The sequence below is a fragment of the Heyndrickxia coagulans 36D1 genome, assembly GCF_000169195.2.
GTDB classification, from domain to species: domain Bacteria; phylum Bacillota; class Bacilli; order Bacillales; family Bacillaceae_C; genus Weizmannia; species Weizmannia faecalis.
Genome location: NC_016023.1, coordinates 3,058,814 through 3,071,853, shown reverse-complemented (window position 1 = coordinate 3,071,853; position 13,040 = coordinate 3,058,814). Strand labels below are relative to the sequence as shown.

16 protein-coding genes are annotated in these 13,040 nt (G+C 48.8%); 2 read left to right on the top strand and 14 right to left on the bottom strand.

Annotation, left to right across the window (positions count from 1 at the left end):
- Nucleotides 1-2: 2 nt before the first annotated feature.
- The 9 genes from spoIIIAE to BCOA_RS31845 all read right to left on the bottom strand — a co-directional run bounded on the left by spoIIIAE (nt 3) and on the right by BCOA_RS31845 (nt 6,274).
- Nucleotides 3-1,199, bottom strand: a complete 1,197-nt coding sequence (gene spoIIIAE, locus BCOA_RS31885) for a stage III sporulation protein AE (protein ID WP_014098056.1) — start codon at nt 1,197-1,199, stop codon at nt 3-5.
- 4 nt (nt 1,200-1,203) lie between these two features.
- Nucleotides 1,204-1,593 carry a stage III sporulation protein AD gene (gene spoIIIAD / locus BCOA_RS31880; RefSeq protein ID WP_014098055.1) on the bottom strand — a complete coding sequence of 130 codons (390 nt, stop codon included), beginning with the start codon at nt 1,591-1,593 and terminating at the stop codon, nt 1,204-1,206.
- Between the two features lie 34 nt (nt 1,594-1,627).
- The gene (gene spoIIIAC / locus BCOA_RS31875; RefSeq protein WP_013859618.1) at nt 1,628-1,831 is read right to left on the bottom strand and encodes a stage III sporulation protein AC; all 204 of its coding nucleotides are present in this window, start codon (nt 1,829-1,831) and stop codon (nt 1,628-1,630) included.
- A gap of 31 nt (nt 1,832-1,862) precedes the next feature.
- A complete protein-coding gene (gene spoIIIAB / locus BCOA_RS31870; protein WP_014098054.1) occupies nt 1,863-2,378 on the bottom strand; it encodes a stage III sporulation protein SpoIIIAB in 516 nt (171 codons plus the stop codon).
- A complete protein-coding gene (gene spoIIIAA, locus BCOA_RS31865) occupies nt 2,371-3,297 on the bottom strand; it encodes a stage III sporulation protein AA (RefSeq protein WP_014098053.1) in 927 nt (308 codons plus the stop codon). Before spoIIIAA ends, spoIIIAB begins: the two co-directional genes overlap by 8 nt.
- Before the next feature lie 209 nt (nt 3,298-3,506).
- Nucleotides 3,507-4,064 carry an elongation factor P gene (gene efp / locus BCOA_RS31860; RefSeq protein WP_014098052.1) on the bottom strand — a complete coding sequence of 186 codons (558 nt, stop codon included), beginning with the start codon at nt 4,062-4,064 and terminating at the stop codon, nt 3,507-3,509.
- Between the two features lie 49 nt (nt 4,065-4,113).
- Nucleotides 4,114-5,175, bottom strand: a complete 1,062-nt coding sequence (locus BCOA_RS31855; RefSeq protein WP_014098051.1) for a M24 family metallopeptidase — start codon at nt 5,173-5,175, stop codon at nt 4,114-4,116.
- Nucleotides 5,169-5,624: a type II 3-dehydroquinate dehydratase gene (gene aroQ, locus BCOA_RS31850; protein ID WP_014098050.1), complete on the bottom strand. Its 456-nt coding sequence runs from the start codon at nt 5,622-5,624 to the stop codon at nt 5,169-5,171. The genes BCOA_RS31855 and aroQ overlap by 7 nt, the downstream gene beginning before the upstream one ends.
- Nucleotides 5,625-5,755: 131 nt before the next feature.
- Nucleotides 5,756-6,274: a YqhR family membrane protein gene (locus tag BCOA_RS31845; protein ID WP_230090457.1), complete on the bottom strand. Its 519-nt coding sequence runs from the start codon at nt 6,272-6,274 to the stop codon at nt 5,756-5,758.
- Nucleotides 6,275-6,452: 178 nt separating this feature from the next.
- On the opposite strand from BCOA_RS31845, the gene BCOA_RS31840 reads away from it, so the two are divergent.
- Together BCOA_RS31840 and BCOA_RS31835 are read left to right on the top strand one after the other, a co-directional pair.
- On the top strand, nt 6,453-7,376 hold the full coding sequence (locus BCOA_RS31840; RefSeq protein WP_014098048.1) for a DUF1385 domain-containing protein: 924 nt from the start codon (nt 6,453-6,455) through the stop codon (nt 7,374-7,376).
- Nucleotides 7,377-7,534: 158 nt separating this feature from the next.
- Nucleotides 7,535-7,900: an SA1362 family protein gene (locus BCOA_RS31835; RefSeq protein WP_014098047.1), complete on the top strand. Its 366-nt coding sequence runs from the start codon at nt 7,535-7,537 to the stop codon at nt 7,898-7,900.
- 17 nt (nt 7,901-7,917) lie between these two features.
- Here BCOA_RS31835 and BCOA_RS31830 read toward each other — a convergent pair whose 3' ends face one another.
- The 5 genes from BCOA_RS31830 to BCOA_RS31810 form a co-directional block, all read right to left on the bottom strand.
- A complete protein-coding gene (locus BCOA_RS31830; RefSeq protein ID WP_014098046.1) occupies nt 7,918-8,802 on the bottom strand; it encodes a patatin-like phospholipase family protein in 885 nt (294 codons plus the stop codon).
- A gap of 158 nt (nt 8,803-8,960) precedes the next feature.
- A complete protein-coding gene (locus BCOA_RS31825) occupies nt 8,961-9,911 on the bottom strand; it encodes an NAD(P)H-dependent flavin oxidoreductase (RefSeq protein WP_014098045.1) in 951 nt (316 codons plus the stop codon).
- Between the two features lie 30 nt (nt 9,912-9,941).
- The gene (gene paaX / locus BCOA_RS31820) at nt 9,942-10,835 is read right to left on the bottom strand and encodes a phenylacetic acid degradation operon negative regulatory protein PaaX (protein WP_014098044.1); all 894 of its coding nucleotides are present in this window, start codon (nt 10,833-10,835) and stop codon (nt 9,942-9,944) included.
- Nucleotides 10,836-10,877: 42 nt separating this feature from the next.
- Nucleotides 10,878-12,077, bottom strand: coding sequence for an acetyl-CoA C-acyltransferase (locus BCOA_RS31815; protein WP_014098043.1), 1,200 nt, complete (start codon nt 12,075-12,077; stop codon nt 10,878-10,880).
- A 2-nt stretch (nt 12,078-12,079) separates the two neighbouring features.
- Complete coding sequence (locus tag BCOA_RS31810; RefSeq protein ID WP_014098042.1) at nt 12,080-12,931, bottom strand: 3-hydroxyacyl-CoA dehydrogenase; 852 nt, start codon at nt 12,929-12,931, stop codon at nt 12,080-12,082.
- Nucleotides 12,932-13,040 lie beyond the last annotated feature (109 nt).

The window sequence follows — 13,040 nt, the reverse complement described above, 5'->3', positions numbered from 1 at the left end:
CCTTAACGCATCATCATCGTAAGATTGCCCGCCGTAACGATGATCGTAATGCTGAGAAAAAACATGATGGTCACAATCGCGAGGGCGGCAAATACGTACAGCATGTTTTTGCTGATGATATCAAGACAGCTGATGACCGGCCCCCCGCCGAGCGGCTGCAAAAGGGCGGAAGCGAGCTTGAACATGAACGACATGGCGAAAATTTTGATAGCCGGAAACGCCGCAATGAGCAGCACAATGGCGACACCTGCAATGCCGAGCGTATTTTTCAAAAGGACGGAAGCGCTGATCACCGTATCGGCGGCATCCGTCAGCATCCGCCCGACAACCGGGACAAAATTGCCGGTCACAAATTTTGCGGTCCTGACCGCAAGCCCATCCATCACCGCCGTTGCCGTCCCCTGAACGGACAAGACGCCTAAAAACACAGCCATAAAAGCGCCGAGTATGCCGATCCCGAGATTGCGCAACAGACCGGCCAGCTGTGTTGCTTTGTGCTGTTCCGAGAGGGTGCTGACGACGCCTAAGAGCGTTGAAAGCAGCAGAAGCGGCAGCACGATGATCTCGACCAGCATGCCGCTTGTGCCGGAGAGAAAAATAATGACCGGGTGAAAAAAGGCTGCCGATCCGGCGCCGCCCGATGTGGAAAGCAGCGCCAGCAAGAGCGGCATCAGCGCCAGGATAAAACCTTTCATTGTCCGGATCGCCTCAAGCGCATATTGAAGGGCGACATGAAAACTGTTCAGGGCAATAATGACGAGCACCATGAAAACAACCGCATACGCAATTTTGCTGATCGTCCCTTGCTGGAACGAATGATGCAGGTTTTCCAGCAGGATGCTCAGAATCGTAAGAATGATGAGGGAGCCTAATAGTTTTGCATTGATCAGCAGCTCCTGAAAAATATACGAAAGCAGCCCTTTCAGCCAGGCTTGCAAAGAAAAATGCTTTTCGCCTTTCATAAAATCCATAAGGCTCCCTTTCTGGCTTTCCGGCAAGTATCCGCCGTATTTGCTGACAATTTCATCCCAGTAGTTTTTCAGTTCTGATAAGTCCAATTGATTCAGTTGTTCATCGACCATTTTTTCCGGAATGTTCTCCTGTTTGTCCGTATTTTCCGAAGCGGCGGATGCCGGCTGTGCGAAGAAACAGAAGGCAAACAGAATGAAAAGCGCGATGCACATTTTTTTGCGCCCCATATTCTCAACTCCCTGCACGCGGAACGAGATTGACAATCGTTTCAATCAGCACGGTAAGAATGGGGATGGCCATTGTTAAAATTATGATTTTGCCGGCCAGCTCCACCTTTGCCGCAAGTGCCCCCTGCCCGGCATCTTTTGTAATATTGGATGCAAAATCGGCGATATAAGCGACGCCGATAATTTTCAGGATCGTTTCGATATACATCGTGTCGACATTCCCTTTTTGGGCAATTTTTTGCAGCAGGCGGATGATCTCATATATCTTGTCCACCAGAAATAGAAAGATAAAACAGCCGGCAAAAAGCGTCAGCAAAAAGGCAAAATTCGGTTTCTGCTCTTTTAATATGAGCGCAAGGAAAGTCGTGATGAGCGCCACACCCGCAATTTGCAAAATTTCAATGGGAAATCCCCCCTTTTTTCCCGGCTTACTGAAAAAGAAAGACCGTTTTGATTTTGGAAAACAAATCCCCTACGATGGATGCCACTAAAAACAAAATGTAAAGAAAACCGAGAAGCGTAACCCATTGCGCATATTCTTTTTTGCCAACCTGGTCAAGAATCGTGTGGAGAAATGCGACGACAATCCCGACCCCGGCAATTTTAAAAATGATATCCACATCAATGCCCATTGCTTTTCCCCCAATATGATCCGTGCATCTCTCAGATCAGTAAAATAGCGATCAGTAAACCCGTGAGGACGCCAAGGCTTTTTGCCATTTTTTCATAGCGGAGCTGCCTTTCGTGCGCTTCTTTTTCTTCCCGTTCCAAATGCGAAAGGGCCAGGAGCAGCTGCTTTTGCTCGGTATAGCGGTCATGTTTGCCCAGGTTTTCCCCGAGTTGCCGCAATACTTCATACTCATTTTCTTTCAGGGCCGTCAGTTCCCAAATCCCGTCAAGGCTTTTTTCCCATGCTTCTTTTACCGTTGTTTCCAATGTTGTCAACTGGCCGGCAAAGGAACGGAAGAAGGCGGCAGCCGGATCCGGAAGCTGGTCTGACAGTTTTCTTGCCGCTTCATGCAGCGGGGTATGCCCGTACATGATTTCCACCTCCAGTGCTTGAAGCGCGCTTTGAAAAATTCTTAGCTGGCGGGGGCGTTCGCTTAACCGTTTCGCTGCCTCAAAGCCGATGAAACTGGTGGCGAACACAATCAGTGCTGCTCCAAAAAGTTTAAGCACGGGAAACACCTTCACCGGTACGAATGATGTTCCCTTCCGCATCCCGGACTGCTGTTACCCTTCCCGGCCGGCTCCCCCGCGACAGTTCGAGAAAACGGTCAAACGCATACGATTCGAGGATTTTCTTTAAAATCGGGCGCTTATTTATATCCCGGAAGTTTTCCCCGTGCGTTGTCATGACGAGCGAAATGCCCGCATTTACCGCCTCCATAATTGCCGCCGCATCTTCTTCGCGGCCGATCTCATCCACGATGATGACATCCGGGCTCATCGACCGGATCAGCATCATCATCCCTTCCGCTTTCGGGCAGGCATCCAGCACATCGACCCTTGGCCCGAAATGGAGTTGCGGGATGCCGTGGACGCAGCCGGCAATTTCAGACCGTTCGTCGACAATTCCCACTTTGGCGGGCGAAATGCCGCGTTCCGGGATGCCGGTTGAAATCAGCCGTGCGATATCCCTTAAAAATGTCGTTTTCCCGGTCTGGGGCGCCCCGATGATCATCGCGGACAACCAGTGCCCGTTGTGAAGGGCAGAAAGATAAGGATCTGCAGTCCCGATTTTTTCCCGGGCAATCCGGATATTAAAAGATGAAAAATAGCGGATCGCCTTTACTTGTCCATTTTCAAGAATGACTTTCCCCGCGAATCCGACACGGTGCCCGCCGCTGATCGTGACATATCCCTTTTTCAGCTCTTCTTCAAGGGCGTAAAAGGAGAAATTCGCAAGCCGGCTGATCAGCTGCTCGGCATCGCTCTCCGTTGGCATGTAGCGCAAAAAATACGGGATTCCTTTTGAAGTAATTTCAAGCGGGCGGTTTACGCGGATGCGGATTTCTTCCACATCTTCGAGTATATCCCCCAACTTTTCCAGCTGGTTGGATAAGGATTTCGGCAAAATGCCCAGCAAATCTTCCATTCTTCATCCCTGCTTTCAAAACATACAGTTTGGTTCATGGATAGTACAATCTATTCGCCGGGTTTGAAAACTATGACAAGGAAGCAGTGGCAGGCTCTGAAAGTTTAAGTTGTTTATAATATGATTATGTAAACTTATTTTTTTCCTATCTTGCCGGAAAAGCAAAAAAGCTTGACGCCGTTTGGGACGCCAAGCTTTTTTCAAAGCAATCAGGCACGGGACACGTATGAACCGTCCGTTGTATTGATGATCAATTTATCGCCTTCATTTACAAAGAAAGGCACTTGTACCGTCAGGCCGGTTTCAAGCGTGGCCGGTTTGGACCCGCCTGTTGCCGTATCGCCCTTTACCCCCGGTTCCGTATGGGTAACTGTCAGCGTGACCGTATTCGGGAGTTCAATGCCGAGCGTTTCTCCTTGGTACATGATCATTTGCACTTCCATGTTTTCCAGCAAGTATTGCAGCTCGTCTTTAATTTGGGCGCTGCTCAGCTCGATTTGTTCATACGTTTCCGTATCCATAAATACGTGCTGGTCGCCGTTTGCATATAAATACTGCATTCTCCGGTTGTCGATCTGTGCCCTTTCGACTTTTTCGCCGGCACGGAACGTTTTTTCCTGGATGGCGCCGGTACGCAAATTGCGAAGCTTCGAGCGCACAAAAGCGGCGCCCTTTCCCGGTTTAACATGCTGGAAATCGAGGACGCGCCAGATGCCGTTGTCCACTTCAATCGTTAAGCCGGTGCGAAAATCGTTTACTGAAATCATATTTTTCCTCCTACATGTTCATTCGATCCCCTGTTAAGGGCTGTAACTATTATAATATAATCAGTTCTTTTGCGGAATGCGTCAGCAATTCATTCGAATTTTCGGTCATCACCGTATCGTCTTCAATCCGGACGCCGCCGACACCCGGCACATAAATACCCGGTTCGATGGTGACAACCATGCCCGGTTCCAAAGTATAAGCCGAGCGCATGGAAAGATTCGGGCCTTCGTGGATTTCAAGGCCGATCCCGTGCCCGAGGGAGTGGCCGAACGCTTCACCATAACCTTTCTGGGCAATATAATCGCGGGAAATGGCGTCTGCTTCAACACCGGACATGCCCGGTTTAATGTTTTCGACGGCAAGCAGCTGCGATTCCAGCACAATATTGTAAATTTCCTTCAATTGCTCGGAAGGCTCCCCGACGGCAACCGTCCTTGTTATATCCGAACAATAGCCTTTATAGAGCGCACCGTAATCCATCGTGACCAAATCGCCTTTTTCGATCACTTTGTCCGTCGCCACCCCGTGCGGCATGGCAGAGCGGAGGCCGGATGCGACGATGGTATCAAATGAAGAAGCGGTCGCGCCGCATTTCCTCATGAAAAATTCGAGTTCATTGGAAACTTCCAATTCCGTGACGCCCGGTTTTAAGAAGTCAAGGATATGTTTAAAAGCAGCATCTGCAATATCCGCAGCTTCTTTTAATATCTTAATTTCCGCATCTGTTTTGATCAAGCGCAAATTTTCAACAAGTCCGGAAACCGGGACCAGTTCTGCATCGAGTAGCCCTTCATACGTTTTAAAAAGCGCATAGCTCATATGGTCCTGCTCAAACCCAAGCCGTTTGATTCCCATTGCTTCTACCTGTTTGGCCACTTCCTGTTCCACCGGTCCCTGATGCTGGACGATCTCGTAGCCTTCGCACTCTTTTGATGCCTGCTCGACATAACGGAAATCCGTAATAAATTTTGCCGCTTCCCCGGATATAAGGACAATCCCGGTCGTTCCCGTAAAATTGGACATATAGCGGCGGTTATACGGACTTGTAATGAGCAAGCCGTCAATAGCGGCCTGCGGAAATGTTTCTCTTAATTTCTCCAGTTTTAACATCTTTCTTCCTCTCCCTTTTCTGCCTCAAGCAAAGCCATGAGGGCAAGCTCATAGCCGTACAGCCCAAGGCCCGCAATTTGCCCGCGCGCAACAGCCGCCGTTACAGAATGGTGGCGGAATTCCTCGCGAGCATGGATATTCGAAATATGTACTTCAATCACCGGTAGACGGATGGCACTGATCGCGTCCCGCAAAGCATAGCTGTAATGCGTGAACGCGCCTGGATTGAAAATAATCCCGGCAAAGCCTTCATCCCCGGCAGCATGGAGCTTGTCAATCAGGGCGCCTTCATGGTTGGATTGGAAAAAACCGATGGCAACGCCGTACTTTCGGGCCGCCGCTTCCATGTGCGCCATCAAGGTTTTTAGCGAATCTTTCCCGTAAATGCCGGGTTCCCTTTGCCCGAGCAAATTCAGATTTGGGCCGTTTAATACGAGGTATTTTTTCATTTCAAGCACCTTTTTCCCATATTTAACGTGCCCATTTTACCACAAATTGAAGAAAATTTCTATTTTTTAACTTTCCGGTCGCATGCATCTCCCTGAATCCGGGTCTCGCGCTTCTTCCCGCCCGGATCGATTTACGGGAGCGGGTTCGACTGCCTCTCCAGTTTTCTCTTAAAAACCCGGCTTCTTTCATACTCAAACGAAATCGAGTAACCGATAAACACACCGTAGAGAATGTAAATGCAACAGCAAGTGATAATCGTATTGGCATCGAGTTTTAAAAAAGGCTTCATGCCGGGAAAAATCGGATTCAGCACAATCAGGACGACCGCGCACAGGCAAAGCCCGTAGATCGCGCCCACCCACATCGATTTCAATTTTTTAAAGAAAAGATAATAGACAAGGGCACAGCCGGTAGAAAACAATCCGTATACCAATATGGAAATGGTTTTTCCGATCCACATTTTGCGCCAGGATCCGACCGTAAATGGTTCAAGCAGGACATTCGGTTCAATCGCCGTAAAATGAAAAGAAAAGCATAAATAGGCAACCAGGCTCCAAATGATCCCGCCCGCAAATCCGGTCATAAGCACCATTTGAAAAAAGGTCATGGAATGCTCCTGGTTTTTCAATGCTTTACTGTTATTTTCCATATTTTCCACCCCTTCACATGTGACGGCGCGCATCTTTTCTTTCTTATCTTTCCCATAAGTCTTTCCCCTAGTCGTATTTAAAATGATTTAGTAAAATAAGCGTAAGTAACGTTTCGGAAATCCATTCCGTTTTAAACGGGAAAGAAACATTCGAAGTTTAGGTTTGGGGGAGAAGAAATTGACAAAACCAGCTTATGGCGGCCAGGCAGTCGTGGAAGGGGTCATGTTCGGCGGAAAGCGGCATTCGGTCACTGCCATCCGCCGCAAAAACAACCGGATCGACTTCTTTTATCTGCCGAAAAAGACGCGCCCGTCCATTCAAAAATTAAAAAAAATCCCGTTTTTGCGCGGGATCATTGCCATCATTGAATCATCCGCAAACGGGGCAAAGCATTTGAATTTTGCAAGCGAGCGGTATGATGTTGACCCGGAAGAAGACGAAAAACGGAAGGAAGCAGCCCCGGCAAAAACAACGGTGGTGCTCGGCGTGGCTGCTGCCGGCGTCTTGTCCTTTTTGTTTGCCAAATTTTTCATGACGCTGATTCCCGTTTTTCTGGCAGAACTGACAAGGCCGTTTTTTCCCGGGGATACCGCGCAAATTCTCATTGAAGGCGCGTTTAAGCTGCTGCTCGTGCTTTCGTATATTTATTTGATTTCTTTAACGCCGTTTATCAAGCGGGTATTCCAATACCACGGGGCTGAACATAAAGTCATCAATACGTTTGAAAACGGGCTTGCCCTGACCGTTGAAAACGTCCGCTCACAATCGAGGCTGCATTACCGGTGCGGCAGCAGTTTTATTCTGTTTACCGTGATTGTGAGCGTCCTGATTTATACGCTTGTCCCGACAGATCCGCTCTGGCTTCGCCTCACCGACCGGATTTTGCTGATTCCAGTTGTGCTCGGCACGTCGTTTGAAGTCCTTCAGCTGACCAATAAAGTCCGCCATATTCCGGTTTTGAAATATCTTGGCTATCCGGGCCTGTGGCTGCAGCTGTTAACGACAAAAGAGCCGGATGACAAGCAAATTGAAGTTGCGATTTCCTCCTTTCAGGCGCTGCTTGAACTGGAATCGGGTGATCCAGCTTCTGCCGCCCGTTAAAAACGGCGTTTGAAGTTTCCAGTGCATGGGAATACATTTACTATCACAAGCTTGTTTGTGCGACGGGGAACCAACCTCAAAATAAAAACGGCCGGAACCGTATAAACTGATAGAATGATGGAAAAAATGGTTAGGAAAACATGAGGAGGTGGCTTTTGTTGAAGACGCGTCAATGGATCATCGCCGGCATTTTTCTTTTGGCCCTGCTTGGCCTGGGTTCCTCTTTGTTTCATGAGCCGGTTGTATTCTTAAAAAGGGTTTTGATAGCCTTCATTTTTGCGGCAGTGCTTTTGGCTGGCATGCGTTTCTTGCTCAAGAGAAGCACGAATGTTTCCAACCAGGAGCAAAAAGCATTTTTAAAAGCCGCCCGCAAATCCAGAAAAAGAATGAAAAAACGGAATATGAAGGTCCATACTGTCCACACGGTTAAATTTTCAAAACGGCCGCTGCGCAAAAAATCCAATGTCCAGTTAACCGTGATTGAAGGCAAAAAGGGCAAAAAGAAAAATCGAGCTGTCTACTAAGCTCGATTCTTTTTTAATTAATAGGACCACGTTTTCAGAAACGTTTCTGTTTTTTTCCGGCCCGCCTCGATTAAGGCTGCTTTTTGTTCGGCGGAAAGCTGAAAATCTGTGGCAGGTACGCCATCTGCAGCGATAAAAATAATGTCCTTTTCCAGTTTTCTTGAAATATAGCGGGCATCATGGGCGTCTTTCATCGTCTTGAACAAGGCATCGAACAGCTGGATCGCATTTTTTATCTCCGCATTTGGCTCTTCCGATTGTTTCGAGCTTAGCGTAATGCCAAGCACCGGCCGCGCCTTTTTTTCTTCCGGTTTGACAAACAGCCACATCGGAAAATTGCTTAAAACGCCACCGTCTGCAATAAGGCTCGTGCCTTCCAGCGAGCGCAGCCGTACCGGTTCGAAAAAATACGGGATGCTCGCGCTCATCCGGATGGCCTTTGCTACCGGAAAGGTTTGCCATGGCACCCCGTAACGCTCCAGGTCATCAGGCAATACAACAAGCCGGTTATGGGTAAGATCGGATGCCGTGAAATAAAGGGAGCCTTTTGGAACATCTTTGAACGTGTACACCCCTTTAGAGGCGAGTTTTTCCCCGATCCATTCCTCAAACGCGGCGCCCCTGTACAGCCCGAGCCGCCAATACAGCAGCAGCCATTTCGCAAACGGCACCGGCAGCAGCGTTTTCCGCTCGTCAAGGAACGCGGCCGCGTCTGTTTCCGCAAGCATTTGCTTCATTTCGCCGCTTGTATAGCCTGCAGCCAACAGCCCTGCAAAAACGGAACCGACGCTTGTGCCGGCCAGCCGTTTAAACGTAAATCCCCTTTTTTCCAATACTTCCAATGCCCCGATGAGCGCAAGGCCTTTTATGCCTCCACCGGAAAAAACCGCATCAATTTCCATGGAAACCCACCCTTGGATTCGCATCGGGCGTTTCGGTTTGTTGGTCAGAAAAGATACGGAATGTTGGCAGGATGCCCTGCTTAAGCGAAAGATGAAAAATGCTTTTTTATTATTTTAGCGCACAAGGAGAGGAATTAGAACAAAGCGTTCATACGGGACTATAACCGTGCCATGCTCCTGGTTAGCACAGCCTGCGCTTCCTTTACCATTTTTTCTAATAATTGGGCAACAGACGGGCAGTCCTCAATAAGGCCGGAAATTTGGCCCCCGTTTATAAAACCGTGCTCCATATCGCCTTGAAGCGCTCCCCTTTCATGATGGGCTTCGCTTGTCAGCGCTTTAAAGCGGTCCGGATCCGCGCCGCTTTCTTCCAGTTCGCGGAGATAGTCTGCGTACGCATTTTTGAACACTCTGCGCATCATTTGGTATCGTCTGCCGATGATCATCGTCGCTTCATCTGTTGCTTCCATTACAGCCTTCTTATATACAGGGTGAAACTGCGCTTCTTTTGTTGCGATGAATCTCGTCCCCATTTGCACGCCGTATGCCCCGAGCGAAAGTGCCGCCGCCAAACCTTTGCCGTCCGCAATCCCTCCCGCTGCGACAACCGGAATGTTGACCGCTTTTACAATCTGCGGAACGAGCACCATTGTCGTGCTTTCATTGGCAGCATTGATTCCTGCTGCTTCGTATCCTTCGCATACAAGGATATCAGCCCCCGCTATTTCCGCTTTTTTCGCCTGGCGGACAGTGGAGGAGACACAAATCACTTTTATGCCGTTTTGATGCAAAACCGGGATATATTTCGAAGGGTTGCCGGCAGATAGGGAAACAACTGGAATCTTTTTTTCAATGGCTAACCGGATGACTTCGTCCGCGTTTGGATGAACCGAAATGGCAATATTGACGCAGCAGGGGGAAGCGGCCAGGCTGCGCATTTTATCCATTCTTTTTTCGATTTCCGCTACGGGCAGCGTCCCGGCGCCAATCGTTCCCAGCCCGCCGGCGTTGGAAACACTTGCAGCAAGGGCAGGATCACTGATATTTCCCATCCCGCCTTGAAAAACCGGAAATTTGATGCCCAACATTTCAGTTACCGGATTTGCCACTTGATCGCTCCTTTCTGCGCTCGGATCTCGTCATGCTTTTTCAGTTATAAGCGGATGCTCAAACACATCATAATGCTTGCTTTTCTGAAAAGTGTCGTATCCTTCAGAAAAAATATCTTCAAAAAAATCATTTGCCGGTTTGGCAAGGATTCGGTAATAGTCCCGGAAAAGCGCGGCTGCTTCCTCCCCTTTCCATTTTTCCGGCAGCAGTTCTTCCGGCAAACCGGGATCCACAAACAATAGTTTCCGGTAATTATGGACAAGCATCGTCCGTTCGACAAAGCAGTCCTGATTCGTCATTTCCCCTCTTTTCATCTTTTCTTTGACGCTTTCATATTTTTCCCGGTAATGGGCCATAAAATCTTCATACCGGTCGTTCATATAATCAATATCCCATAATTCCTGTACAAGTTCTTTATCGGATTTGCCCCATACATTTTCGGCAGTGAAGATTTTGACATATTCATTGATCCCGTACTTGTCGATAATCCCTTTCATTTCATCCAGCAAATCATTCGGCGTAAGCCAGACACTGTTTAACAGGAGGCCGAAGCCGCTCCACATCAGTTCTTTTCTCAGTTCATCCCTGATGTTCCGCTTTTTTTCGGGTATCGTATACAGAAAAAACCGCCATTTGCCGTCCCATTTGCCCGGGTTCAGTTTAAAAATCCGCCCGGCAGCCTCATTCATCCGTTTTACACCGCGTTCAGTCAAAGAATAGTAACTGTTGTTTCCTTCTTTGCGGCTTTCCACCCAGCCTTGTTTGCTCATGCGGGAAATGGCAGCACGGACAGATTGTTCATGGTGGCCGAACGCTTCCAGCAATTTGATTAAACTGCCAATCCAAATTTCGCTTCCGTAATGGCGGATGTAATCGCCATAAAGCGTAAAAATCATCGAACGCGTATTTAACGTTTTTTCCATTTATAAACTCCTTGTCTCTGCCAAAGATCTCTTTCCCCCATTTTAAATTTTTTCGATAACGGTTGCAATCCCCTGGCCCACCCCGATGCACATCGTAGCGAGCCCCCGTTTTGCCTTTCGCTTTTGCATCTCGTGGACGAGCGTTGTTAAAATTCTCGCGCCGCTTGCTCCCAATGGATGTCCGAAAGCAATCGCCCCTCCGTTTACATTGACAATCTCACTGTCCAGTTCCAGCTGCCGGATGCATGCAATAGACTGAGAAGCAAAGGCTTCGTTTAACTCGACAAGATCAATATCCGAAATATTGAATCCGGCGCGCTTTAATGCTTTTCTCGTTGCGTACACCGGTCCCAGCCCCATGACCCTTGGTTCCAATCCTGCCGTTGCGCTGGCGACAAACCGGGCCATCGGTTTGATGCCCAATTGGCCGGCTTTTTCAGCGCTCATCAATAGCACGACAGACGCCCCGTCATTGATGCCCGATGAATTTCCGGCCGTCACCGTGCCTCCTGTAAAAAGCGGTTTTAGCCTTGCCAGTTTTTCCGGCGTAGTATCGGGGCGGGGATGTTCATCCTGGGTGACAGACACGGATTCCCCCTTTTGATTCGTATACACGACAGGCACGATTTCATCTTGGAAGCGATTTGCTTCCATGGCCGCTTTCGCCCTCATTTGCCTCGTAAAAGCAAAGGCATCCTGCGCTTTCCGGCTGATATGAAATTGCTTTGCGACATTTTCCGCCGTTTCCGGCATGCTGTCTGTCCCGTACATTTTCTTTAATTTTTCATTGACAAATCTCCATCCGATCGTTGTATCAAACATTTCCAAATTGCCCCTCGGGTAGCCGTTTTCCGGCTTTGCCATGACAAACGGCGCCCTTGTCATGCTCTCCGTTCCGCCGGCAATATAAATATCCCCGTCACCAACCATGATCGCTTTGACTGCGATATTGACAGCATCGAGGCCCGATCCGCATAAGCGGTTAACGGTTGTGCCGGCGGTTTCGACCGGAAGCCCGGCGAGCAGTGCAGCCATTCTTGCGACATTCCGGTTTTCTTCGCCCGCGCCGTTCGCATTTCCGAGAATGACCTCTTCGATTTCGTTCCAGGGAACTTCGGGATGGCGGCCGAGCAACGCCTTGATGGCGGTTGCCGCCAGATCGTCCGGCCTTACTGATTTTAACGCTCCTTTATATCGCCCCATCGGTGTTCTGACCGCATCAACGATGACGACGTCTCTCATCTTCATTCTCCTTCAACCGTTGTGTAATCATATACGCCCTTGCCTGTTTTCCGCCCAAGCCTGCCCGCTTTCACGTACTTTTCCAGTAAAGGCGCCGGCCGGTACTTTTCGCCAAGCTTTTCATGCAAGTAGCGCAAATTGTTTAGCCTTGCATCCAAACCGACCAAATCCGCCAGTTCAAACGGCCCCATCGGAAAATTCAAGCCGAGCTTGACGGCTTTATCGATTTCTTCTGGTGTCCCTACCCCTTCCTGCAGCATGTAGAATGCTTCGTTTCCAACTAAACAGCTGATTCTGCTTGTAACAAAGCCGGGAAATTCATTCACGATCACCGTTTCTTTCCCCATTTTTTCAGCCCGTTGAACCGTTTCATCGCTTGTTTCAAGCCCCCTGATGATCTCGACAAGCGGCATTTTATGCACCGGATTGAAAAAATGCATGGCAATGACAGATGCGGGACGGGTAGTAAAAGAACCGATTTCAGTCGGGCTCATCGTTGATGTATTGGTCGCAAGGATGCAACCGGCAGGCGCAAACCTGTCCATTTTTTCAAACACTTCTTTTTTTATTTCCGTTTTTTCCGGCACTGCCTCGATGATCACATCTGCACAACCGGCTGCAACCGGCAAATCAACGGTATATTCGATATTTGCCTTTATCCTTTCAGCGTCTGCCCCGTTGATTTTCCCCCTCGAAAGCCCTTTTTCCATGACGGATTCAATCCTGTTTTCCGCTTGATGCAAGATGTCAGGCCGGACATCTACCAGTCTGACTTTGAAACCGCCGAGTGCGCCCGCATAAGCGATGCCGCGCCCCATTACCCCTGAACCAATGACAACCAATGTTTCCGCCATCATACCACTTCCTCTTTATATTTTCTATCTTTTTAGACGATTTTTAAAAGAAGCGAACCCATCCCGAAAGAATGCGTTCGCTTCTTATTTGTCCATCCTGCCCTGCCGG

Bases quoted from the DNA above. Each gene is read 5' to 3' on its own strand.
- spoIIIAE (WP_014098056.1), bottom strand. From the start codon at position 1,199: ATGGGGCGCAAAAAAATGTGCATCGCGCTTTTCATTCTGTTTGCCTTC.
- spoIIIAC (WP_013859618.1), bottom strand. From the start codon at position 1,831: ATGGGCATTGATGTGGATATCATTTTTAAAATTGCCGGGGTCGGGATT.
- spoIIIAA (WP_014098053.1), bottom strand. From the start codon at position 3,297: ATGGAAGATTTGCTGGGCATTTTGCCGAAATCCTTATCCAACCAGCTG.
- efp (WP_014098052.1), bottom strand. From the start codon at position 4,064: ATGATTTCAGTAAACGATTTTCGCACCGGCTTAACGATTGAAGTGGAC.
- BCOA_RS31855 (WP_014098051.1), bottom strand. From the start codon at position 5,175: ATGTTAAAACTGGAGAAATTAAGAGAAACATTTCCGCAGGCCGCTATT.
- aroQ (WP_014098050.1), bottom strand. From the start codon at position 5,624: ATGAAAAAATACCTCGTATTAAACGGCCCAAATCTGAATTTGCTCGGG.
- BCOA_RS31845 (WP_230090457.1), bottom strand. From the start codon at position 6,274: ATGGAAAATAACAGTAAAGCATTGAAAAACCAGGAGCATTCCATGACC.
- BCOA_RS31830 (WP_014098046.1), bottom strand. From the start codon at position 8,802: ATGGAAATTGATGCGGTTTTTTCCGGTGGAGGCATAAAAGGCCTTGCG.
- paaX (WP_014098044.1), bottom strand. From the start codon at position 10,835: ATGGAAAAAACGTTAAATACGCGTTCGATGATTTTTACGCTTTATGGC.
- BCOA_RS31815 (WP_014098043.1), bottom strand. From the start codon at position 12,077: ATGAGAGACGTCGTCATCGTTGATGCGGTCAGAACACCGATGGGGCGA.
- BCOA_RS31810 (WP_014098042.1), bottom strand. From the start codon at position 12,931: ATGGCGGAAACATTGGTTGTCATTGGTTCAGGGGTAATGGGGCGCGGC.